We start from the raw sequence: 20698 nt of genomic DNA on the forward strand, positions 1-20698 counted from the left end.
CTCACGCGATCCCCGGCAGGGCAATTCGCTGAGATCGCGAGGTCCTCGGCCATCATCAGATGCTAGAGCTGAGATTCGATCGGGAGGTGACGGACGAAGACCGCCAGGATACGGCGAAAAAATCCGGCTTCTGGTTCATGCGTATAGTCCTGAATCTTGCCTTCGCCGCATCCGTGCCAATGCAGAACATTGTGCTTCAGTTCGAGCCGATAGCTTGTTTCCGGAGATATTTCCGATTGGAATCGATGCCGCAGCTCGGCGACCAATTTCGGATCCTCAAACAGCACGCCCATTTCCGAGTTCAAGGACACTGACCGTGGATCGAAATTGAAGGAACCAACAAAGCCGATATTGTCGTCGACGGTGAAAGCTTTCGTATGCAGACTGGCGCCCTTCGAGCCAAACACCGAGATTGCCGAGCGCCGGTTGAACGGCTGAAGCTCGAAAATTTTGACGCCATTCCTCAGCAGCCGCTTGCGATAGTTTGCGTAAGCGCCATGGACTGCGGCCACGTCGGTAGCGGCCAGGGAGTTGGTCAGAACCGAAACGTCAACACCGGCGCCGACAAGGTCCAGCAAGATCGCTGTGCCCCTTTTGCCGGGGATGAAATAGGGCGACACAATTTCCAGACACCCGCGGGTGGATTGGATGATCGGACGCAGCTCTTTCATAAGCCAGCTGCGACGTCTCCAACCACGAACCTTCTCCGGCGGATCGGAAATGACCCGCACGCCATCCACCCAATGAACGTCGTTGCTGGCCGCAATAAACTCCGTGATCGAGCCCCGGTTGCCGATGCCGTTCAGGAATTTGGGATCGGGGCCGGTATCGCTTCCTTCAAGCCATTTGGCATGCTCATGCTCAGCCACTGATCCCAAGGTTTTGATTGGCTTGGCTTCATTGCAAGCCCAGAAGGCATCGAATATCGCCGCGGTTTGCCAAACCGCAGGCCCCAGGAGCAGCAGATCGAGATCCCGGAAATTGGTTTCTGCCGCATCGAAATAGGCATCGCCAACATTCCGACCGCCGACAATGGCAAATTTGTCGTCAACGATCCAAGCCTTGTTGTGCATCCGTCGCGTCAATGCAAAGAGCCGCAACAGCACTTCCACACCACGCATGATCCGGCCGCGCCTGATACCGCTCGGATTGAACAACTTCAGTTCGATGTTTGGATGGTGGTTCAGCGCCAGATATGCCGCATCATTTTTGCGCGGATTGACGTCGTCAAGGAGCATGCGCACCCGAACACCGCGCTCAGCAGCTCGAAAAACCTCGCGAAGCAGCAAGCGGCCGGTGTGGTCATCATGCCAAAGGTAATACATCAGGTCGAGGCTGCGCTCCGCGCTCCTTGCCGCCAGCACGCGCACGGCGAAAGCGTCATAATTGTCCGAGACAAGCAGCAAGCCGCTCTTGCCGGCCTTGATGTTGTCGTCTGCGGTTCGCGAAAGTGATACGTCCATAAAAATTGCCACCTTTGGACGGCGCTCGCTGCCATCCCGCTCAAATCATAGCTAGAACCATTCTGAGGTATTCTGGTTGCATACGCAGCGTCCAATCACCCAATTGCTGGATGCAAGCAGGGCCAGCAATCAAGCGGCTGCAGAGCGGTCAGGAGGCTTGAGAGGCGTTGCCCCGACTGCTCTGCTGCCGCCGCGGAACTTGCTTCTCCTGTAGTCCCAGCCCCTCAGACCGTGAACTGTTGGCGGGAGCCCGATGGCGTGCACCCCGCCGCGGCTCTTCGACGAGAATGACGTGGTCGTTGTTCTCACTGAAGCGCAGGACCCTTTAAATTTAGATATCTCCATTATGCCGGAACCGGGTTCGGGTTTCCGAGTTAAGAAAATGCTCGCGACGGGCAATTTTCAACAGAGGAGACGGCACAATGCCCACTGCCAAGAAAGCCAATGGCAACAACAAGGACCTGGAGGACCTTTTCCTCGATGGCCTCAAAGACATCTACTATGCCGAGAAGAAAATTCTGAAAGCCTTGCCGAAGATGGCCAAAGGCGCATCCGAAGAGCAAGTTTCGGCAGCATTCGAGAAGCACCTCGCTGAAACCGAGGGGCAGGTCGAACGTCTGGAGGAGGTCTTCGAGATTCTCGGCGCGGCCGCGCGCGGCAAAACCTGCCCGGCGATCGACGGCATCCTGGAGGAAGGATCTGAAATCCTTCAGGAGTACAAGGGTTCGACTTCGCTCGATGCAGGGCTCGTCGGTGCCGCGCAAGCCGTGGAGCACTACGAGATCGCCAGGTATGGAACCCTGATTGCCTGGGCTACGACGCTCGGCAAGGATGACGTGGTTGCGCTCCTCAATGCGACACTTGAAGAGGAGAAGGCCACCGACGAGGCGTTGACTGCCCTCGGTGAAGCCGGCGTCAACGAACGAGCGGCAGAACGGAAAGCGGCTTGATTGATCGCCTACCCAACCGCCTCGGCGACCCATGTGCCGAGGCGGTCCCGGGAGATGAAGGACATGATCACGCATATCTACAAAGGACTGGAATGTTTCCTGCTTGAGTGTTCGGCCGCGCTGGTCAGGCGCCGCGCGCTTGGCGGTTCGCGCAGCGATCCTCGGCAGCTGCGAGAACAGCGCAGAGATGAGTTCAGGGCCCGCAAAGTCGCCGAATGAGCGCCAAGATGGAGAGTCGGATGGGCTTCTTTGGAAAATATTTCTCAGGACTGTTGAGCAAGAAATCGACTGACGGCAAGGGGAGCGGCGATATGCGGAAAGCTACCGGCGCGGGTCCGGCAATTGCCGCGCATTCCAAAGATGCAAAGACATCCGCTGCTTCCGGTCAAAGCACCAATGCTTCGAGCAAAAATGCAGATGGACGATGACAAAAGGCAAGATTTGGCTACCGACTCTATGTCGCATCGAAGCGGCGCAAAGACGTTAAATCGTCGAGATGACCCGCATCGCAACCTTCAACGTCAATGGCGTCAACGGCCGACTGCCAGTGCTTCTCAAGTGGCTTGGCGAAACCGGCTATGACATCGTCTGCCTTCAAGAACTGAAGACCTCTGACGAAAAATTTCCCGTCGACGCGATTAGAAACGCCGGCTATGGCGCAATCTGGCACGGACAGAAGTCCTACAATGGCGTGGCAATCCTCGCTCGCGGGATTGAGCCGCTGGAACGTCGTCGAGGTCTGCCGGGCGATCCCGACGATTCGCACAGCCGCTACATCGAGGCAGATGTGAATGGGCTTGTTGTCGGCTGCCTGTATTTGCCCAATGGCAATCCAGCGCCGGGGCCGAAGTTCGACTACAAACTTCGCTGGTTCCGACGCTTGATCACCTATGGCCAGGTGCTGCTCGGCGACAGCTCACCGACAATCCTGTGCGGCGACTATAACGTCGTTCCAGGCCCGATCGACGCGGCGGTGCCGGGGCGCTGGGTTGGCGATGCCGTTTACTACCCCGAGAGCCGGAGCGCATACGCCGAAATGCTTGCTCAGGGCTGGTTCGATGCGGTTCGTCGCATTCATCCAGAAAAAGGAATTTACACCTATTGGAACTTCTCCTACCGCGGCGGGTACGATCGGAGTTCCGGGCTCCGGATGGACCATCTCTTGCTGAGTTCATCCCTATTGGATCGCCTGAAGAATGCCGGAGTAGATGCCGAAACGCGTGCATGGGACAAGCCGAGCGATCATGCGCCAGCCTGGATAGAACTTGATTGAGCTTCCTCGGCAAGGAGCCTGAAGAACCTGGTGGCGCTCCTTCGTGATTACATTTGGCCGCGCATGTCTATCGTCAACAATGAGGACTGCCGGCGCCAAGCGATTCAAAGGACGCAATGATGACAAACACTCAAAAGGAAGCTGAACTGATTGCGCGCCTTGCACGCCAGCAAGGCGTCACTGATGGCGCTGTCATGGCTGTCCTTGAGGCGTTGCGGCGTGGTGGTGGAACCATGGCCCAGTTCAGCCACGTCGACTTCGGAGGAATGTCACAATGGTCCTCCGGCATGACGATGGTCGGCGACATGTTTGATGACAGCCTCAAGGCGAAGCTCAACACTATCGCGGCGGAGCTCTCGGCCTACCTGCGCGATCATCCCGCCAAGCCACAACGCGACGACACGAGCTATCGTTCTGCAGCTATGGCCCACGCCGGCTCATGGTGGCCTGAGGAGTTTGGGAGCCCGTCTGCCGCTGGTTCTCAAAACAATATGCGCTACGCAGCGTTTCCTGAGCGAAGCCGGCTGGTCATCGACGATCATGGAAAGATGGAGATTTATGACACAGGCGACCATCGCATATCCGGTGTTTCGCAGAGCCAGAGCACGGACTCCACCCTGACCTTTGTCAGCCAGCACGGCGTGGTCCGCGTATCTGATCTCAAGCGCGTATCTGCGACGTAGGGCAGGCCGCTTCCATGCAGACAGTCACGCTCATCGGCTATCTCGCGACCGTCTGCTCGATGAGCAGTTTCACGCCGCAAGCCTGGAAAATCATCAGGACACGAGAGACAAGCGGCATCTCCGCACCGACGTATGCCATCACTGTGTTGGGGTTCGCCTTGTGGCTGGCCTTCGGCATCATGAAGGCAGAGTGGCCGATCATAATCACGAATGGCGTTTGTCTCCTGCTGTCAGCGTTCATTCTCACAATGACAGTCCTGCCGCAGGCTGAGAAAGAGGCGGTCGCCAAGGCTTTCGACCCCGACGACTAAATTAACGCTTCCAACTTTTCAGAAGCGGACCTTGGCTACCATATGCAGGATCCTTGCGCGGACGCCCCACCTTGGGGATGGTTGCGAGCGCATCGCTATGCTGATCCTTGCTCCTACATTCGTCATAAGTCCCAAATGGAGGATACGCGCCGACAACCAAAAAGTCATCGGATGACGAGAGACATTGGTGCCCGGTGCCTGCCGGGAGGACCGCGACGTCGCCAGCCTTCAGCGACAGCGTTCGTCCTTTCTTGCCCCCAAACCGGACTTCAGCATTTCCGCGGGCAATGCCCAGAACCTCGTGTATTTGCGAATGATAGTGAACGTAATCATAGATGCCGTTTCGCCAGCTATCGCCCCATCCGTTTGCATCGAAAAGCACCTCCATGACGGCTGCTGGATCAAGTCCTTCGGGCAATTCGACGGCGCCTCGATAAACGACGAGCGGCCATGCTGGATGATTGGGTACAAGTCCATCATCCTTGAACCAGAACTCATTCGACTTTCGCTGCCTCACAAATCCGGCGACAGCTTGCTTGCGCGGTCTTGCGAAACCGGTGACGTTCTCGATCACTTTCTTGCTGGTTTCCAAAATGCTCATCGACGCTGCCTCTAAAGCAGAGGTTAGTTTAGCCGCTCGCTCAGAGCTCGACCTTTGCGTTGTCGCCCACATTCGGCTTGGCGCCGGTAACGGCCGCAAACACCATCGTTGCGGTAGCCATCATTAGCCCCGGGCTGTCCCACAATTCGCCTTCGTCGGGTTTGACCGTTATCAGACGAATCTCGGGATCATCGGCATTATCCCACCAGGCTGAGTCAGTTTTCTCCCAGAGCTCGGCGATCTTTTCCCTGTCATTTGTCACTGTGGCCGGGCCTGACATCGTGACGTATTTGTAGTGGCTGTTGTCACTCCAGGCCAATGTGACCTTTGGATAGGTCGACAGTTGCTTGCTCTTGGCGCTGTCGTCATTGACGAGGAAGTATATGGCGTTTTCCTCACGGACCACACGCGCAGATAGCGGACGGGCTCGATTGTACTCGCCGTCCCAGGTCACAAACATGCAGACGTCGATGTCCTCGGCGAGTTCCCAGATGCGGTCTGTTGCCTCGGCGGGCGTGAGGTCCGTCTGCTCTCGGCGGTTAGCCATAAGCGTCCTCCTGCGGGTGAATATCCTCGCTTACAACTCACGTCCCGCCACGACGTTCCAACTCACTGGGTTCTTCGGCTTGCTAAAGCGGTGGAACTTTCGAAATTGCCGGAAGTTTGGATGGCAAACGCGAGGCCATGATGGCGGACAAGACGCTTCGAACATCAAGACGGACACCCGAGCAGGACGCTAAGGGTCAGTCGGAAAAGGACCACAAGGGCGGCGGAAACGATGGCGTCGCCAGCGCCGATCCGCGGGTGATCTCCGGCAAAAAAGACGGCGACGCGACATTCCCTGTCAAGGGACCGAAGAAATAGCTATGAGCCCATTAGTCGGGCATCTGGCGGTGTCATCGATGCGCGGAGACAATTGACGAACGGGCTGAAATCATTTCGCGATGACACTTTGCTACCGTCACCGACGCGGATCACCTTCAACCCTCCGGAGTTCCATGGCCGCATGACGCGCATCCGCCTCAAGGCGCTAATGGCAGCCCGGAATCACGCGACCTTTGAAAAGAGAGCGACGTCGCATCTGGCCAAACCATAGCGCCATCGGTGATCGGTTGTGGCAACCCGGCTCTGGTAGAACAGTGAAAGCTGACTGCCATCGATCATCACTGTCGAGTGGCCGTTCTCGCCCGGTTGACCTGGCTCCAACACCGGGCCGATCGAAACGTAAGGCCCGCTGACCTCGTCGGCGATGGCAAAAAACACCCGTTGCCGGTTTCCCCGAAGGCCATTCGGAAGAAAGCAAGTGGCGTTGAGAAGCACCCGGCCGTCCGGCAGCTCGATCAGTTGCGCGCCCTCAATGCCCCATTCGTAGTCGGGATCATCTCTGGTGTTATGGTGGGGAACATCGTTGTGGTCGAGGATTTTGCCGATCCGCTTCCACGGACCGAACCACGAGTCGGACTGGCTACGTGCCAGATAGATGTCGGGCTGAGGCACCCTGGTGAATTTTGGCATAGCCGAATAAACGAGGTAGCGCCCACCGCCAATGACTGCTGGATGCGGATCGTAAATGCCGTCCTCTTCCGTGTCCGGGATGGCCAGAATGGCCGGACTGAGGACTACCCAATGGAACCCGTCGTTGGAAACCGCATGCTCGCAACGGCCACCCGACTTCATGAATTCTGTCTGGATGAACATGTGGAAGACGCCGCACTCGTGGGTCACACCGGGAGCCGCAACACCAGTACCGTTGATTGGAAGTTCGATCGGCTCATGCTCGGCCCACGGCCCATAAAGATCGGGCGCCGTGGCATGCAAGATTCTCCACGTCTCGGTGGTGACCGTGCCGCTTGACCCGAAGACGTGCCAGACACGGCCATCGAAGACAGGACACGGGTCCTTGAGATCATCCACGCTTTGCGGATGAAACAGTGGAAAAACGTTGGTTTCAAAGTTGATGTTCATGTCAGCCCCGGAATTCGCCTCGGCAGTCGGAGACGCGCAGAGATACAGGCGAATCATTGATGTTAGGCACATTCTATAGCCAACGAGTTCAACGCAAATACGGCAATGCCGCTGTCCACCAGCATTCCTCGTTCAACCACGCTTTCAGTGGCGGCCGGGTTCCGACAGCCGCCCTCGCCTCCGCACCCAGATCCCGCTTCGTGCGTGGACCAAGCGGGCGACCGGGCCTTCTTCATTTCAGTTGGAACAACTCACCTGATCGAAAGTTAGGAGCTGGAACTAAGTAGTTCTCTCCATTCGCGATTAACAAATGTTAATCGTAACATAAATAGTGTCACAGAGGGAGTATGTCAATGGAAGCGGCCTTTGGCGGGGTAACCGGCAGTCAATATGTTCGTCGCGAAAATATACTGGTTTGCTTCTCCCACTTACGATGGAATTTTGTTCACCAGCGTCCGCAGCATCTCCTCACCCTCGCATCCGCTCAGCAGCGAGTGGTCTATTTTGAAGAACCCGTTTTCGAAGAATTGCCGCAGCCGCTGATGCGGACGAGCGTGGCATCGGAAAACATTCTGATTGTCACACCAGTGCTGCCGCTTGGCACGTCGGCCGCGAAAGCAGATGCCGTCCAGCGGAGATTTGTGCAGCAGACCATCGCTTCTATGCCGCATAGCCGGCTGATCGCCTGGTACTACACCCCAATGGCTCTTCGCTTTACGGAATTCCTCGACCCAGACATATGCGTCTATGACTGCATGGACGAACTCTCTGCGTTCAGGAATGCGCCCCCCGAGCTGGGCCAGATGGAAAAGGCGCTTCTTCGCCGCGCGGATCTCGTTTTCACCGGTGGTCTAAGCTTGTTCGAGACCAAGCGTCACCTCCATCCCGCCATCTTTCCATTTCCGAGCAGCATCGATGTGAGGCACTTTCACACCGCAAGACAGCCAGGAAGGGACCCAGCCGACCAGGCGGGCATTCCTTCCCCGAGGGTTGGATATTTCGGCGTCATCGACGAGCGGCTGGACGTCGATCTCGTGGCGCTAGCGGCAAAGACAATGCCGGACGTGCATTTCGTCATGCTCGGTCCGGTTGTCAAGATCGACCCTGCAAGCCTGCCGCAAGCCGAAAACCTTCATTGGCTTGGGCCGAAAGCCTACTGCGATCTGCCCGACTATTTGCGCCATTGGGACGCCGGATGGATGCCGTTTGCCCTCAACGAGGCGACGCGTTTCATCAGCCCGACCAAGACGCCGGAATTTCTCGCGGCGGGTCTGCCGGTGATCTCGACGGCAATCGTCGACGTGGTTCGCAGTTACGGTGCTGCCGGGCTGGTGGAAATCGCCGACTGTGACGATCTGGAAATCAAGCTGCGCTCCGTCCTTTCGCGACCGCGTCAGATGCTCCTGCAGCAAGTCGATGCCTATCTTGCGGACATGTCCTGGGAACGGACATGGAATGCCATGGCAGCTCACATTGAGCGCGCCTATCAACGCAAGAAGGTCGTGCCCCTTCGCAGGAGTGCATAGCCATGTTCGATTGGCTGATCGTCGGCGCGGGTTTCGCCGGCAGCGTGCTTGCCGAAAGGATAGCGTCGCAGCGTCAGGAAAGCGTTTTGCTGATCGATCGCCGCAGCCATGTCGGAGGCAACGCCTATGACTGCTACAATGAAGCCGGCATCCTCATCCATCGCTACGGCCCGCACATCTTCCACACCAACAGCCAAGCCATAGTGGACTACCTTTCGCAGTTCACGCAATGGCGGCCGTACGAGCACAGGGTGTTGGCGGCCGTAGACGGGCAACTGGTTCCCATCCCGATCAATCTCGACACCATCAACCGGCTTTACGGGCTGGACCTGACCTCGGCACAGCTGGAGGATTTCTTCGCGTCGCGACGCGAAACGGTGGAGGACGTCCGAACGGCTGAGGACGTCGTCGTCAGCACCGTGGGGCGCGAGCTCTATGAAAAATTCTTCCGCGGCTACACTAGAAAGCAATGGGGCGTCGATCCCAGTCAGCTGAGCAAATCCGTCACGGCACGAGTGCCGACCAGGACCAACCGTGACGACCGCTATTTCAGCGACAGCTTCCAGAAAATGCCGGCCGGCGGGTACACGCGGATGTTCGAACGCATGCTCGATCATCCAAACATCAAGATCATGCTGCAGACCGACTTCCGTGAAATTCGTGAGAAGATACCGTTCAGGCGCATGGTTTATACCGGCCCGATCGATGAATATTTCGGCTGGCAGCTCGGGCACCTTCCGTACCGTTCGCTTCGTTTCGAGCACGTTACACTGGATTGCGAGCAATTTCAGCCGGTTGCCGTGGTCAATTATCCCCAGACGGAAGATTACACGCGCATTACCGAGTACAAACATCTGACCGGCCAGCAGAGTTCGCGGACCAGCCTGACCTATGAATACCCCACGGACATCGGGGACCCGTACTATCCCGTGCCCCGGCCCGAAAACGAAGTGCTCTATAAGCGCTATGAAGCGCTCGCGGCAAGCTGCCCAGACGTGTGGTTTGTCGGTCGGCTTGCAACTTACCGCTATTACAACATGGACCAGGTAGTCGGACAGGCTCTGGCCACTTTCGCGCGCATCCAAAAAAGCCTCCCGGCCTGGGCACGCACGGAGGAGCCGTTGTTGGCCGAGCCGAGAAGATAGTTTCTTCCAAGACGGAAGATCGGGCGGGTATCAGAAGGAGAAACTCGATGGATACAAACTTCAACTCGGAAAGCCGTGAGATATTTATCGTCGGCTTGCGCAACGCGCACGCCATGGAAAATCAAGCGCTGTCGATCATGAAGCCTCAGGTCGAGCGTATAGAGAACTATCCGGAGGTGGCCGATCGCTTGCGCCGGCACATTCAGGAAACCGAAGGCCAGATCACGAGACTCGAGTCCGTCCTGGAGGGCCTTGGTGAGGAGCACTCCACCCTCAAGGACACTGCCTTGTCGATGGTTGGCAGCGTGGCCGCCATTGGACATTCGATGGCCGGCGACGAGATCATCAAGAACAGCCTGGCGAATTTCGCATTCGAGAACTACGAGATCGCTGCCTACAATTCGCTGCTGGTACTGGCCGACGCCGGGGGCTTCCAGAATGCTGAAAGGGCCCTCAAGCAGAACCTGAACGAAGAGGAAGCCATGGCCAACTGGCTCAAGGAAAATCTGAGCGACGTTACCATGCGATATGCCAGGCTGCGCGAGGCTGGGGCGACTGCAAAAAGCTGATGCACCGCACCGGCGCGGGCGGCGTTTCGAAACAGACGCCCGCCCGCCCCTCCCCCGTTTGTAGGCCCTTCAAGGCGTCGTGTCCGCCAGGAGAAGAGCTTGCTGACGGGCCAGTTCATCTGCTGTGGGTTTGCGCAGGTGTCGCCTGCCATCAGCCTGGATGACGGAAAACAAACCGACCTCGGCATGTCGCGAATTGTCCCAGCCCGGGTAGGCCGTTATCGGGTACAGGCAAATACCCTCGATCGGCGCTCCGAGACTGATTGCGGAACGCACCTCGTCGCAGACATAGTGGAGCCAAGCCGGCCCGCCGGATCCCTCGGAACCGGTCTCCGCAATGAACATCGGCTTGCCGTACCGGTGAGCAACTTCTAGCAACATTTCCGACAGGGCGCGGTACTCGTGGTGTCCCATCGGAATCGTCGGCCCGTTTACGTACCATTGATTGTGCGGATAAAAATTCAAGCCCACGACATCGACAACATCTTCGCTCCCGCCCAACTCAGGTTCGACGCGGCCCAGCAACATGTCGTAAGCTTCGAACTGCCCCTGTCGGGCGTTTTCGGCCCGGCGCCGTTCGCTGCGGGTCCGGTCACGAGGGGCGATATGGATAAGCGGCTCGGCCCAGACAAATCTGCAGGCGGGATCGATCTCCCGCATTGCACGAACACCCGCGATGGCGGCCTTCACGAGGTGCCGCTTGAACCATCCACGTTTGTTCGGCCCCACGCGCGGGAAATAGCCGACCTCAACAGCCCATGCGAAAAAGGAGATTTCGTTGATGGGACACAACAGAGGCGATGTTCCGGTGATCGAACGGTGTACCTTGACGGCTTCTGCCGCGAACGAGGCATAGGCGTCGATGAAATGCAGCGAGCCCTGATCGACATGGTCCGGAGATCCGTAGTGAAAGATGTCCCAGATTACCTGAACACCTGCCGATCGGGCTGCCTCCACCATTGGCGCCCAACTTGACCAGTCATAGGTTCCGGGAGCGGTTTCGATCAAATGCCAACGCAGGCCGTCGCGGATGGTGCGAAGGCCGAGTTCGGCGCAGCCGCGGTAGTCGCCCAGGGCATGCAAATTATGCGAGGTCGCACGAATAAGATCGAGGCGAACGCCGTCCTTGCGCCGGTGCGAGGAGCATTCAAAGCCTGCCATGAAAAAACTGGCGAAGCGCGAAGCTTCCGGAACCGAGGCCTCCGTCTGGCGTCCCACTTCGCTCATTTTTCGAAGTCTCCTTTGGGCAATCGGCTTCGAACTCGGCCGCCTTGTCCGGACCGGGAACCGCGTTGGCGAAATACCGAATTCAGTCGGGCGCGCCCCATGTTCGTTGCTCAGTCCAGCTCGTCCTTGCGTGGCCGGGTAGTGCCGAACCCATTGGTAGAGCCTTTGTTCCGGTGGTGAACTGTCCGGGAGCCGCGTGGCAAATGAGGAACAAGGAGGCCCGTCCCAAGTTCGGGTCGATGTACCGCCGCCATCATCCACTCGAGCGGCTGCTCAGCAACAACAGAGGCATGGGATCACATGACCGTTCAGATTCGACTTTCCGAGATCGACCACGCCAGGCGCGAGGATCGTGGCGACGGCGCTTGGAGCATCGCACCGGACCTGGGTTACTTGCGGCTAGCAATCGTGAATGTCGTGTTCTTCGGCGCACCGGGCAGCGGAGATCGGAACTGGGTGCTGATCGATACCGGGTTGCCGACGTCTCGCAGCAGCATTCTAGCGGTCGCGGAAAAGCGGTTCGGCGACAACGCACGGCCGGCTGCAATCATCCTGACCCATGGCCATTTCGACCATGTGGGAACCGTTCTAGAACTCGCGAATGGCTGGGACGTGCCTGTCTTCGCCCATCCGCTCGAGCACCCCTATTTGGACGGAACCGCATCCTATCCGCCACCGGATCCCTGGGTTGGGGGTGGACTGATGGCGCTGCTGTCACCGCTCTTCCCACGCGGGCCAATCGATCTTGGCACCCGTTTGGAACCCTTGCCCGCCGACGGATCGATCCCCGGAATGCCCGGATGGCAATGGCTGCACACACCCGGACATGCCCCTGGGCATATCTCGCTCTGGCGCGAGCAAGACCGCTCGCTCATCGTAGGAGACGCTTTCATCACCACCGGTCAGGAGTCGGTCTATGAAGTCGCCATTCAGGATCTCGAGATGCACGGTCCGCCGCGCTATTTCACGCCAGACTGGGATGCAGCGGAAAGGTCCGTGAAGCATCTGGCTGCCTTGGGCCCCCAGATGGTCATCAGTGGACACGGTGCGGCTGCTGCGGGAGTGGGCATGCGGCAGGCTCTCGATAACCTGGCTGAGCGATTCAGGGTATTGGCCGTCCCGCCGAAATTGAAATTCGTGCGCGAGCCAGCGTCGCCGATAGCTAGGCCAATCGAGCCGCCATCGTTCTGAAATTATGGTCGGATTGGCCAACGCGGGACCATCGGACAGAGTAACTCGGTCCAGCGGAACAAACCCGGCCGGCGACAGTTGGGGCACTCGCTCAGGGGGCGACACCCCGCGAAGTGCCGTGAGGTTCCGCGCCATGGGGAGGCTCAGATGGAAACCCGATGAACGCATGCCTCTAACGCGCGTTCCCGCAAAGAGAGATTGCAGAACCGGTGTTGTTGCCATCCAGCCCTAAGTTGACACGCCAACTGCTCTGGATCCTCGGAGGCGCATTCTTGCACGGTTGCGCGGGGGGAGTGCTCGATCCCCAAGGACCAATTGGCGTCGGCAATCGCACGATCCTTTTGAACTCGCTGGCGGTGATGCTGGTGATCGTTGTTCCCACGCTTGTTGCACTTCTGGCATTCGCCTGGAAGTTCCGCGCCTCGAACAGCAACGCCCGCTATAACCCGGAGTTCACCTATTCGGGACGCGTGGAGTTGATCGTCTGGTCGATCCCGACGCTCACCATCCTGTTCATTGGCGGGCTGATCTACTACGGATCGTATCAGCTCGATCCGCGCAAACCGATCCCTTCTAGCCAGCCGCCGCTCGACATTCAGGTGGTGGCGCTCGACTGGAAATGGCTGTTCCTCTATCCCGAGCAGGGCGTGGGTGCTGTCAATCAACTGGTTATCCCCGCCGGTGTTCCAGTGCGTTTCAAATTGACCTCGGCCAGCGTGATGAACACGTTCTTCGTGCCCCAGCTTGGCAGCATGGTCTACGTCATGAACGGCATGCAGACCGAATTGCATCTGCAGGCCGACCGCGAGGGCAGCTTTTTCGGCCAGTCGGCGCACTTCAGCGGCGACGGCTTCTCGGATATGAATTTCAGTGTGAGCGCGGTTTCAGCCGATGCCTTCACCCGCTGGGCGTCATCGCTGCGTGGCGGGGGCGGCGTGCTGAATGCCAATGCCTATCGCGAACTCGCCCGGCAAAGTACAAATGTGGCGCCGGCTTCCTTCGGTCATGTCCAGCCTGGGCTGTTCGAAGCGGTCGTTCAGCAGACGCTCCCACCGGGTCCGGGGCCTGCTGAGAGCGCAGCCAGCGGCGAGCCACAGGTGAGCCCAAGGGCATTCCCCGCGGCGGCGGCAACGATGACCCATCATCCACAAGGGGCAGAATGACGATGCTGGGCAAGCTCGACTGGTCGGCCGTTCCTTTCGATCAACCCATCCCCCTCGGCGCAGCCCTTGGCGTCTTTCTGGCAGCAGCCGCCGTGCTTGGCTGGATAACGGTGAAGGGCTACTGGCCATATCTGTGGAGCGAGTGGATAAGCTCGGTCGACCACAAGCGCATCGGCGTGATGTACATTGTGCTGGCGATGCTCATGCTTCTTCGTGGTTTTATCGATGCTATCATGATGCGCACACAACAGGTGCTGGCGATTCACGGGCCGGGCTACCTCCCGCCGGAGCATTACGACCAGATCTTTTCCGCGCACGGCACGATCATGATCTTCTTCGCCGCGATGCCGTTCATGATCGGCCTGATGAATTTCGTCGTGCCGCTGCAGCTTGGCGTACGCGATGTCGCTTTTCCGACGCTCAATTCCGTCAGCTTCTGGCTGACGGCTTCCGGAGCCCTGCTGGTCAACATCTCGCTTGTGGTCGGCGAGTTCGCGCGCACCGGCTGGCTGCCCTATGCCCCTTTGTCGGAAACCACCTACTCGCCGGGCGTCGGTGTCGATTATTATCTGTGGGCGATCCAGATCTCCGGCGTCGGCACGCTGCTCACCGGTGTCAACCTGGTGACGACTATCCTCAAGATGCGGGCGCCGGGAATGGGCTATCTGCGAATGCCGATGTTCTGCTGGACCTCGCTCGCGTCCAACCTGCTCATTGTCGCAGCCTTCCCGATCCTTACTGCCACGCTCGCAATGCTGACGCTGGACCGGTACCTCGGCTTCCACTTCTTCACCAACGAAGCCGGTGGAAATCAGATGATGTTCGTCAACCTGATCTGGGCGTGGGGCCATCCCGAAGTATACATCCTGGTGCTTCCCGCCTTCGGAATCTTTTCCGAGATTTTCTCGACTTTTTCATCGAAGCCGCTGTTCGGATACCGTTCGATGGTCGCGGCCACGATGTTCATCTGCATCGTCTCGTTCATGGTCTGGCTGCATCACTTCTTCACCATGGGTGCCGGAGCGGACGTTAATGCCGCCTTCGGCATCGCCACGTCGGTCATTGCCGTGGGAACCGGTGTGAAAATCTACAACTGGCTCTTCACCATGTATGGCGGGCGCGTTCGTTTCGACACGCCGATGCTTTGGGCACTGGCTTTCGTGACCACCTTCACCGTCGGCGGCATGACTGGCGTCCTGCTTGCCGTCCCGCCGGCCGACTTCGTGCTACACAATTCCCTTTTCCTCGTCGCGCATTTCCATAACGTCATCATCTCGGGCGTGTTGTTTGGAGCATTCGCCGGCTTCACCTACTGGTTCCCCAAGGCGTTCGGCTTCCGTTTGCACGAAGGCTGGGGAAAAGCGGCATTTTGGGTCACCTTGGCCGGCTACATGCTGGTCTTCGTACCGCTCTATATTGTCGGTCTGCTCGGCATGACGCGGCGCCTGCAACATATCGATATGGACCTTTGGGCACCGTGGCTGGTGGTGGCCGCTTTCGGCGTGGTGGTGATGATCGCCGGCGCGGCGCTGCAGATCACACAGCTTTTCGTTTCGATCCGGCATCGCGATAAGTTTCGCGACGAAACCGGCGACCCGTGGGACGGGCGTTCGCTGGAGTGGTCGACATCTTCCCCTCCTCCTGTCTTCAATTATGCACGGCTGCCTCACGTGGAAGACGAAGAACCCTACTGGAGCATCAAGCAACGAGGGATCGAACAGAGCGCGGACGAGGAAAAGGCATATGAGCCGATCGAGATGCCTCGCAACAGCCCGACTGGCTTCGTCACCGCCTTCTTCAGCACACTGATCGGCTTCGCGCTGATCTGGCATATATGGTGGCTGGCGATCGTCGGTTTCATCGGCGCATACGCAACCTTCGTCGTATTTGCCTGGCGCGATCATGGAGACTACGAGATCCCTGTCGACGAGGTCGCCCGCATCGACCATGACCACAAGGCAGCCCAGTTTGCCCGGCTGCGCGGGTGGGAGCGCCCGGCATGAGCGATCATGCATTCTCCAGCGTCGGCACCCAGGCACGGGACCCGTATCGGCTCAATCACACGGGTCGGCACGCGGTGCGCTCTGCGACCGGCCACGGAGAAGGCGGCCCGGCCTCAAAGTTCGTCACAGTCACTTACGGCTTCTGGATCTTTCTCCTGTCCGACATCATCATGTTCTCGGCATTTTTCGCCGCCTACGCCGTGCTCGCCAAGGCAACCGCCGGCGGACCGACAGGCAAGGATCTGTTCGAACCGACGCGCGTTGCGGTCCAGACGGGCCTTCTGCTCACTTCGAGCTTCACCGGCGGCGTGGCAACACTCGCCACCCTTCGCAGATCAATGGCTGCCACGCAGTTCTGGCTTCTCGTCACGGGGTTGCTCGGGGCAGCGTTCCTGTTCCTGGAACTGCAGGAGTTCGCGGCAATGATCGGCGGGCAGGCAGGCCCCTCGCGCAGCGCATTTCTTTCTGCCTTCTTTGCGCTCGTTGGCTGCCACGGTGCCCATGTCGGTCTCGGCCTGCTCTGGCTGGGAACGATGATGGCGCAGCTGTGGGTCAAGGGCTTTCGGCCCGACATTTTGCGGCGGCTCCACTGCTTCGGGCTCTTCTGGCACGCCCTCGACATCATCTGGGTTGCCATCTTCACCCTGGTCTATCTGCTGGGAGCATCGTCATGACCGAGATCGAGAGCAAGACCGGCGAGTTGCAGGACCGCCGCGATTCAGCGCCGGGCGAGGAACACATAAGCGAGCACGAAACGGCTGGGGGCCTCTCGGGCTATGTGCTCGGCTTCGGCCTGGCCATCCTGCTCACAATCGCGACATTCCTGGCGGCGCGAACCGATCTGATTTACCAGCCCGCGGTCATCTCGGCCCTGGTGGTGCTCGCCGTTGCGCAGATGGGGGTGCATCTTGTCTTCTTTCTCCACCTGACCACCGGGCCGGACAACACCAACAACATCCTGGCGCTGGCCTTCGGCGTGCTGATCGTCGCGCTGGTGGTTCTGGGCTCTATCTGGATCATGGCCCATCTGAATGAAAACATGGCTGCCATGACACCCCATCAAGCCGGAACCATGCCTTGAACGCTCCCCTGCGAACGCACGGCCGCCCGCAGCGCCATTCGCACCGATGGCCCAGGAGACAAAAGGGTCGTTAGATCTCGTGCTTTGGCTGGGCTGCACGTAGGGCATCAAGCGCTAAGCGAACTGCATCGATGCCTGAGACGCTGGGCTGGATCGGCCTGAAAATCAGGCGGCCGTTCCGGCAGTCCAGGCCCAACGCCTTGCTGTTCCGCCGTTGGGACGCCGACCGCTTGTTCCGAGGGGTGATCGCGATAGCCTCGGGACCCACATCGACTTTGCCGACGCCCAATTCCCACGCTGCTATTCGCAACCTGGTAAATTCCAGCAAAAGGGCTACTTCGCCAGGCATGTCTCCAAAGCGGTCCTCGAGCTCTTCGCTGAATGTATCGAGGTCCGGCTCCGAACGGATGCGGGAGAGCCGCGCATAGAGGCCAACGCGCACCGTAGGCTCGTCGACATAGCTCTCGGGAAAAGCCCCCTTTCCCGAGCCATTGATCTCGGCAAGTTGCTTGCCGAAGTCGGCCCCTCCGCCAGCCGCCGAGACCGCCCGCTCCAGCAAGTGCTCGTACAAGCCCACTCCGATCAGCTTCATATGCCCGGCCTGGTCTTCGCCGAAAAGATCTCCGGCGCCACGCAGGTCGAGGTCTCTTTGACTGATTGCCAGGCCGGAGCCGAGCCGATCGAGCGCAAGCATCGTCGAAAGCCGGGCCTTGGTGCCTTCGGCCAGTTCAACGCCAGGTTGGGTCAGAAGAAACGCTACGGCCTGCACCGCCCCCCTTCCGACCCGGCCCCGCAGCTGGTGCAACTGCGCCAGACCGAACCGGTCGGGGCGCCAAACGATGATGGTGTTGGCCCGCGGCACATCGAGGCCGCTCTCGATGATGTCGGTGCTCAACAAAATGTCGCCATCACCGTCGGCGAATCCGACCATGACTTCGTCCAGCTGTCTCCCCTTCATTTCACCATGCGCCGTCTTGACCCCGAGTTCCGGCACCAGTCTGTTCAGTTGGTCACAGGCCTGGGCAATATCCTCGATCCGCGGGACCACGAAAAAGCTCTGTCCACCCCGGTGAAATTCACGCAGGAGGGCCGCGCGCACCGATGCTGGATCGAACGCTGCCAAGATCGTGCGAACGGGACGTCTTTTGGCGGGCGGAGAGTTTAGAACGCTGACGTCCTGGATGCCTGACAACGCCGATTGCAACGTCCGGGGTATCGGTGTGGCGGTCATGCTCAGCGTATGGAGGCGAGGCGCCATGGTCCGCAGCGCGCGCTTCAACTTGACCCCGAACCGGTGCTCCTCGTCGATCACCAGCAGTCCAAGATTGGCGAAGGTGACGCTCTTGGACGCCAGGGCCTGAGTACCCACAAGGACCGTAACCTGGCCGCTTCGCAGACCCTCTTTTGCCGCTCTCGCGTCCGCTGCCCCGACCATCCTTGAAAGGTGGGCGACCTGCAGGCCAGTTCCTGCGAAGCGGCGGCTGAACGTCTCATAGTGCTGCCGTGCCAACACCGTTGTCGGCGCTATGATAGCAACCTGTTTCCCGCAGAGAGCGGCGGCGGCGCAAGCACGCAGGGCGACCTCTGTCTTGCCGAAGCCGACATCGCCGCAGACGAGCCGGTTCATTGTTCTTCGCGACGAAAGGTCATCGAGCACAGCGCGGATGGCGGCCGCTTGGTCGGGCGTCTCCGTATAGGGAAATTTCGCCGCAAAACGAGCCAAGTCCGTGCGGGAGGGCTTCATGATCTCGGCAGGCTGGCTGGACCTGATTTTGGCAAGACTCAAGAGGCGCTTGGCCAGCCTGTCGATCTCGCGCAACGCAGCTTCGCGTCGCTTCGGCCAGCCCTCGCCGTTGAGGCGATCAAGCGACACTGCCTCCGGTTCCGAGCCGTAGCGCCATATTCGTCCAAAGTCGTCGACCGGAACCAGCAAGGAAGCCCCGCCATGATATTCCAGTCTGACGACATCCTGTTGCTGGCCAGCCAACTCGACCTGTTCGACCGCGGCGAGCACGCCCAGGCCATGGTCTTCATGGACGACGACATCGCCAATGCGCAACTCGGGTTCGAGTATGCCCGTGGTCGCGCTCCCGTTCGCCTTCAACGCGGGACCAAACAGGTCGGATGCGGCCACCACGGCGATATTGGATTGCGCGTCGACAAACCCTTCGTCGAGGACGAATTCAGCCTTGAGAAGAGAGCCCCTTGCGGCCGAAAGGATTTGCGGCAAGTCGGCCGCTTCCTCTGCCCGCCGGCCTAGTCTCCTATCGAGCAGGCGATCTGCTCGCTGCAATTCAGAGGCATCGCCGGTGAACACTACTCTGACTCCGGCGCTCGTCTGCCTTGTGACGAATTCCGCGAAATCATGCCCGGGTCGGGCCTGGCGGAAGAATTTGGGAACTCCGACGGCAGAAACGGCAAGTCTCACGCAGCAGCGGTTAAGCAGAGCAGCGTCCCACTCTTCACGGGATAGGTAAAATCGTCCCGGCAAAGGTTTTTTCGTTCCGGCTGCCTCCTGCCTGGCACGACGTGCATCCTCGACCAGATCCAGAACTCTGCCGAGCGGCTGCCCGTCGGTCCCTTCAAGGAAGGAGATCGAGGCGCTGGAAGCCGCATCGAAGACGGACGGCATAGCGCCATACGATGCGACCAGGCGCTCTTCCATCGACGTCGCGCGCATCGCTGTCAGCTCAGGATGCTCACCAGCTTTAAAGATCAGCTCGGATGCCGGTCCGACCGTAACCGAGTCTCGAACCTGATCGCTGAGCTGACTGAGCGGGTCGTAGGTCTTGAGCTGGCGGATGCAGGCATCGGGACCAACGATGACGCGAACGGGGCCATCCGCGCCAGCAGGGAAAATATCGATGAGATCGCCCCGAAAGGCTATCTCACCCGGTTCGTCGACCCTCTCGTCGACGACATAGCCAATGGCTTCGGACCTGGTTCTGAAATCGTCACGGTCGAGCTTTTGTCCCACCTCCAGAATTGTGAAACCGCCAGCGATGACCGGAGCAGGCGGCACCCGCTGCAGAATGGCTTCGAGCGACATCACAGCGATGCGCGGGCGATCCGGCTTCGTTGCGATCTCACGCAACGCACGAAGCCTTCGCCCCATATTGGCGCGTGTGGGCCACACCCTGTCGTAGGGCAGGCAATCCCAGGACGGCAGCAAGATGATATCCGCGTCAGGCAGGAACTGACGCAAGGCGCCGGCGATCTCCTCGGCACTGCGTTCCGAGGGAGCTATATGGATGATGTGCTTGTCCCGACTGGTCTCCAGGCCACGGGCCAGCGCTACCGCGATTGCTGAGGATGGCGGTCCGCCGTGCCCTATCGCAGACCCGCTGTCATCCGTGTGATCGATTTGTTCGACATCCGTCCGCGAAATATGCCTGTTCACTGAATTCTCACCTTGCCACTGAGACAACGTCAGCGGAGCCACCCCGTTCCTGGTGGCGCATCAAAGAGTTCCAGGACGGGCTGCGGGTGCAGCCCTCGAAAGGGCGGAGCGAAGGGTCAAAGCTGCGCCGTGATCGGCGAACTCCTG

General features: G+C 59.3%; 20 protein-coding genes. 14 read left to right on the forward strand and 6 right to left on the reverse strand.

The features are described from left to right. Positions 1-62: 62 nt before the first annotated feature. On the reverse strand, positions 63-1463 hold the full coding sequence (locus ACYG97_RS14400) for a phospholipase D family protein (protein WP_023733192.1): 1401 nt from the start codon (positions 1461-1463) through the stop codon (positions 63-65). A gap of 422 nt (positions 1464-1885) precedes the next feature. Between ACYG97_RS14400 and ACYG97_RS14405 the strand changes: the two genes are divergently transcribed. From ACYG97_RS14405 to ACYG97_RS14425, 5 genes are all read left to right on the forward strand, one after another. Then, complete coding sequence (locus tag ACYG97_RS14405) at positions 1886-2413, forward strand: YciE/YciF ferroxidase family protein (RefSeq protein WP_023681150.1); 528 nt, start codon at positions 1886-1888, stop codon at positions 2411-2413. A gap of 215 nt (positions 2414-2628) precedes the next feature. Continuing rightward, positions 2629-2841, forward strand: coding sequence for a hypothetical protein (locus ACYG97_RS14410; RefSeq protein WP_245259911.1), 213 nt, complete (start codon positions 2629-2631; stop codon positions 2839-2841). A gap of 68 nt (positions 2842-2909) precedes the next feature. After that, positions 2910-3686, forward strand: a complete 777-nt coding sequence (gene xth, locus ACYG97_RS14415) for an exodeoxyribonuclease III (protein WP_023681148.1) — start codon at positions 2910-2912, stop codon at positions 3684-3686. 116 nt (positions 3687-3802) lie between these two features. Further along, positions 3803-4369 (forward strand): hypothetical protein, encoded by a 567-nt coding sequence (locus tag ACYG97_RS14420; RefSeq protein WP_023681147.1) that lies wholly within the window; start codon positions 3803-3805, stop codon positions 4367-4369. Positions 4370-4383: 14 nt separating this feature from the next. After that, complete coding sequence (locus tag ACYG97_RS14425) at positions 4384-4680, forward strand: SemiSWEET family sugar transporter (RefSeq protein WP_023712197.1); 297 nt, start codon at positions 4384-4386, stop codon at positions 4678-4680. Position 4681: 1 nt separating this feature from the next. Here the strand turns inward: ACYG97_RS14425 and ACYG97_RS14430 are convergent, their stop codons facing one another. Together ACYG97_RS14430 and ACYG97_RS14435 are read right to left on the reverse strand one after the other, a co-directional pair. Further along, positions 4682-5281 (reverse strand): cupin domain-containing protein, encoded by a 600-nt coding sequence (locus ACYG97_RS14430; protein WP_023733193.1) that lies wholly within the window; start codon positions 5279-5281, stop codon positions 4682-4684. A 40-nt stretch (positions 5282-5321) separates the two neighbouring features. Further along, complete coding sequence (locus ACYG97_RS14435) at positions 5322-5828, reverse strand: pyridoxamine 5'-phosphate oxidase family protein (protein WP_023733194.1); 507 nt, start codon at positions 5826-5828, stop codon at positions 5322-5324. A gap of 140 nt (positions 5829-5968) precedes the next feature. Between ACYG97_RS14435 and ACYG97_RS14440 the strand changes: the two genes are divergently transcribed. Next, positions 5969-6145: a hypothetical protein gene (locus ACYG97_RS14440; RefSeq protein ID WP_155922451.1), complete on the forward strand. Its 177-nt coding sequence runs from the start codon at positions 5969-5971 to the stop codon at positions 6143-6145. A 183-nt stretch (positions 6146-6328) separates the two neighbouring features. Here ACYG97_RS14440 and ACYG97_RS14445 read toward each other — a convergent pair whose 3' ends face one another. Further along, positions 6329-7246: a glycoside hydrolase family protein gene (locus tag ACYG97_RS14445; protein WP_023700021.1), complete on the reverse strand. Its 918-nt coding sequence runs from the start codon at positions 7244-7246 to the stop codon at positions 6329-6331. Between the two features lie 353 nt (positions 7247-7599). Here ACYG97_RS14445 and ACYG97_RS14450 point away from each other — a divergent pair, with 353 nt between their 5' ends. Genes ACYG97_RS14450 through ACYG97_RS14460 form a run of 3 tightly spaced genes read left to right on the forward strand, consistent with a single transcriptional unit; the run spans position 7600 to position 10486 of the window. Then, complete coding sequence (locus ACYG97_RS14450; RefSeq protein ID WP_023729506.1) at positions 7600-8772, forward strand: glycosyltransferase family protein; 1173 nt, start codon at positions 7600-7602, stop codon at positions 8770-8772. A gap of 2 nt (positions 8773-8774) precedes the next feature. Continuing rightward, positions 8775-9917, forward strand: a complete 1143-nt coding sequence (gene glf, locus ACYG97_RS14455; RefSeq protein ID WP_023733195.1) for a UDP-galactopyranose mutase — start codon at positions 8775-8777, stop codon at positions 9915-9917. A gap of 47 nt (positions 9918-9964) precedes the next feature. Further along, positions 9965-10486 carry a ferritin-like domain-containing protein gene (locus ACYG97_RS14460; RefSeq protein ID WP_023733196.1) on the forward strand — a complete coding sequence of 174 codons (522 nt, stop codon included), beginning with the start codon at positions 9965-9967 and terminating at the stop codon, positions 10484-10486. A gap of 69 nt (positions 10487-10555) precedes the next feature. On the opposite strand, the gene ACYG97_RS14465 is transcribed toward ACYG97_RS14460, so the two are convergent. After that, the gene (locus tag ACYG97_RS14465) at positions 10556-11713 is read right to left on the reverse strand and encodes a hypothetical protein (RefSeq protein WP_023733197.1); all 1158 of its coding nucleotides are present in this window, start codon (positions 11711-11713) and stop codon (positions 10556-10558) included. Between the two features lie 300 nt (positions 11714-12013). On the opposite strand from ACYG97_RS14465, the gene ACYG97_RS14470 reads away from it, so the two are divergent. The 5 genes from ACYG97_RS14470 to cyoD all read left to right on the forward strand — a co-directional run bounded on the left by ACYG97_RS14470 (position 12014) and on the right by cyoD (position 17151). Then, entirely contained in the window at positions 12014-12904 is an 891-nt protein-coding gene (locus ACYG97_RS14470; RefSeq protein ID WP_023733198.1) for an MBL fold metallo-hydrolase, read from the forward strand. A 197-nt stretch (positions 12905-13101) separates the two neighbouring features. Continuing rightward, a complete protein-coding gene (gene cyoA, locus ACYG97_RS14475) occupies positions 13102-14067 on the forward strand; it encodes a ubiquinol oxidase subunit II (RefSeq protein ID WP_084023709.1) in 966 nt (321 codons plus the stop codon). A gap of 2 nt (positions 14068-14069) precedes the next feature. After that, positions 14070-16070, forward strand: coding sequence for a cytochrome o ubiquinol oxidase subunit I (gene cyoB / locus ACYG97_RS14480; protein ID WP_023733200.1), 2001 nt, complete (start codon positions 14070-14072; stop codon positions 16068-16070). Then, on the forward strand, positions 16067-16744 hold the full coding sequence (locus tag ACYG97_RS14485) for a cytochrome (ubi)quinol oxidase subunit III (RefSeq protein ID WP_023733201.1): 678 nt from the start codon (positions 16067-16069) through the stop codon (positions 16742-16744). Before cyoB ends, ACYG97_RS14485 begins: the two co-directional genes overlap by 4 nt. Next, the gene (gene cyoD / locus ACYG97_RS14490) at positions 16741-17151 is read left to right on the forward strand and encodes a cytochrome o ubiquinol oxidase subunit IV (protein WP_023681133.1); all 411 of its coding nucleotides are present in this window, start codon (positions 16741-16743) and stop codon (positions 17149-17151) included. The genes ACYG97_RS14485 and cyoD overlap by 4 nt, the downstream gene beginning before the upstream one ends. A 70-nt stretch (positions 17152-17221) precedes the next feature. On the opposite strand, the gene ACYG97_RS14495 is transcribed toward cyoD, so the two are convergent. Next, complete coding sequence (locus ACYG97_RS14495; protein ID WP_023733202.1) at positions 17222-20551, reverse strand: DEAD/DEAH box helicase; 3330 nt, start codon at positions 20549-20551, stop codon at positions 17222-17224. Positions 20552-20698: the final 147 nt, after the last annotated feature.

Source organism: Mesorhizobium sp. W067 (assembly GCF_054719525.1).

Bases quoted from the DNA above. Each gene is read 5' to 3' on its own strand.
- ACYG97_RS14485 (WP_023733201.1), top strand. From the start codon at position 16,067: ATGAGCGATCATGCATTCTCCAGCGTCGGCACCCAGGCACGGGACCCG.
- xth (WP_023681148.1), top strand. From the start codon at position 2,910: ATGACCCGCATCGCAACCTTCAACGTCAATGGCGTCAACGGCCGACTG.
- ACYG97_RS14425 (WP_023712197.1), top strand. From the start codon at position 4,384: ATGCAGACAGTCACGCTCATCGGCTATCTCGCGACCGTCTGCTCGATG.
- ACYG97_RS14460 (WP_023733196.1), top strand. From the start codon at position 9,965: ATGGATACAAACTTCAACTCGGAAAGCCGTGAGATATTTATCGTCGGC.
- ACYG97_RS14420 (WP_023681147.1), top strand. From the start codon at position 3,803: ATGATGACAAACACTCAAAAGGAAGCTGAACTGATTGCGCGCCTTGCA.
- ACYG97_RS14430 (WP_023733193.1), bottom strand. From the start codon at position 5,281: ATGAGCATTTTGGAAACCAGCAAGAAAGTGATCGAGAACGTCACCGGT.
- ACYG97_RS14435 (WP_023733194.1), bottom strand. From the start codon at position 5,828: ATGGCTAACCGCCGAGAGCAGACGGACCTCACGCCCGCCGAGGCAACA.
- ACYG97_RS14450 (WP_023729506.1), top strand. From the start codon at position 7,600: ATGGAAGCGGCCTTTGGCGGGGTAACCGGCAGTCAATATGTTCGTCGC.
- cyoD (WP_023681133.1), top strand. From the start codon at position 16,741: ATGACCGAGATCGAGAGCAAGACCGGCGAGTTGCAGGACCGCCGCGAT.
- ACYG97_RS14465 (WP_023733197.1), bottom strand. From the start codon at position 11,713: ATGAGCGAAGTGGGACGCCAGACGGAGGCCTCGGTTCCGGAAGCTTCG.
- glf (WP_023733195.1), top strand. From the start codon at position 8,775: ATGTTCGATTGGCTGATCGTCGGCGCGGGTTTCGCCGGCAGCGTGCTT.
- ACYG97_RS14405 (WP_023681150.1), top strand. From the start codon at position 1,886: ATGCCCACTGCCAAGAAAGCCAATGGCAACAACAAGGACCTGGAGGAC.
- cyoB (WP_023733200.1), top strand. From the start codon at position 14,070: ATGCTGGGCAAGCTCGACTGGTCGGCCGTTCCTTTCGATCAACCCATC.
- ACYG97_RS14440 (WP_155922451.1), top strand. From the start codon at position 5,969: ATGGCGGACAAGACGCTTCGAACATCAAGACGGACACCCGAGCAGGAC.
- ACYG97_RS14470 (WP_023733198.1), top strand. From the start codon at position 12,014: ATGACCGTTCAGATTCGACTTTCCGAGATCGACCACGCCAGGCGCGAG.
- ACYG97_RS14445 (WP_023700021.1), bottom strand. From the start codon at position 7,246: ATGAACATCAACTTTGAAACCAACGTTTTTCCACTGTTTCATCCGCAA.
- ACYG97_RS14410 (WP_245259911.1), top strand. From the start codon at position 2,629: ATGAGCGCCAAGATGGAGAGTCGGATGGGCTTCTTTGGAAAATATTTC.
- ACYG97_RS14400 (WP_023733192.1), bottom strand. From the start codon at position 1,463: ATGGACGTATCACTTTCGCGAACCGCAGACGACAACATCAAGGCCGGC.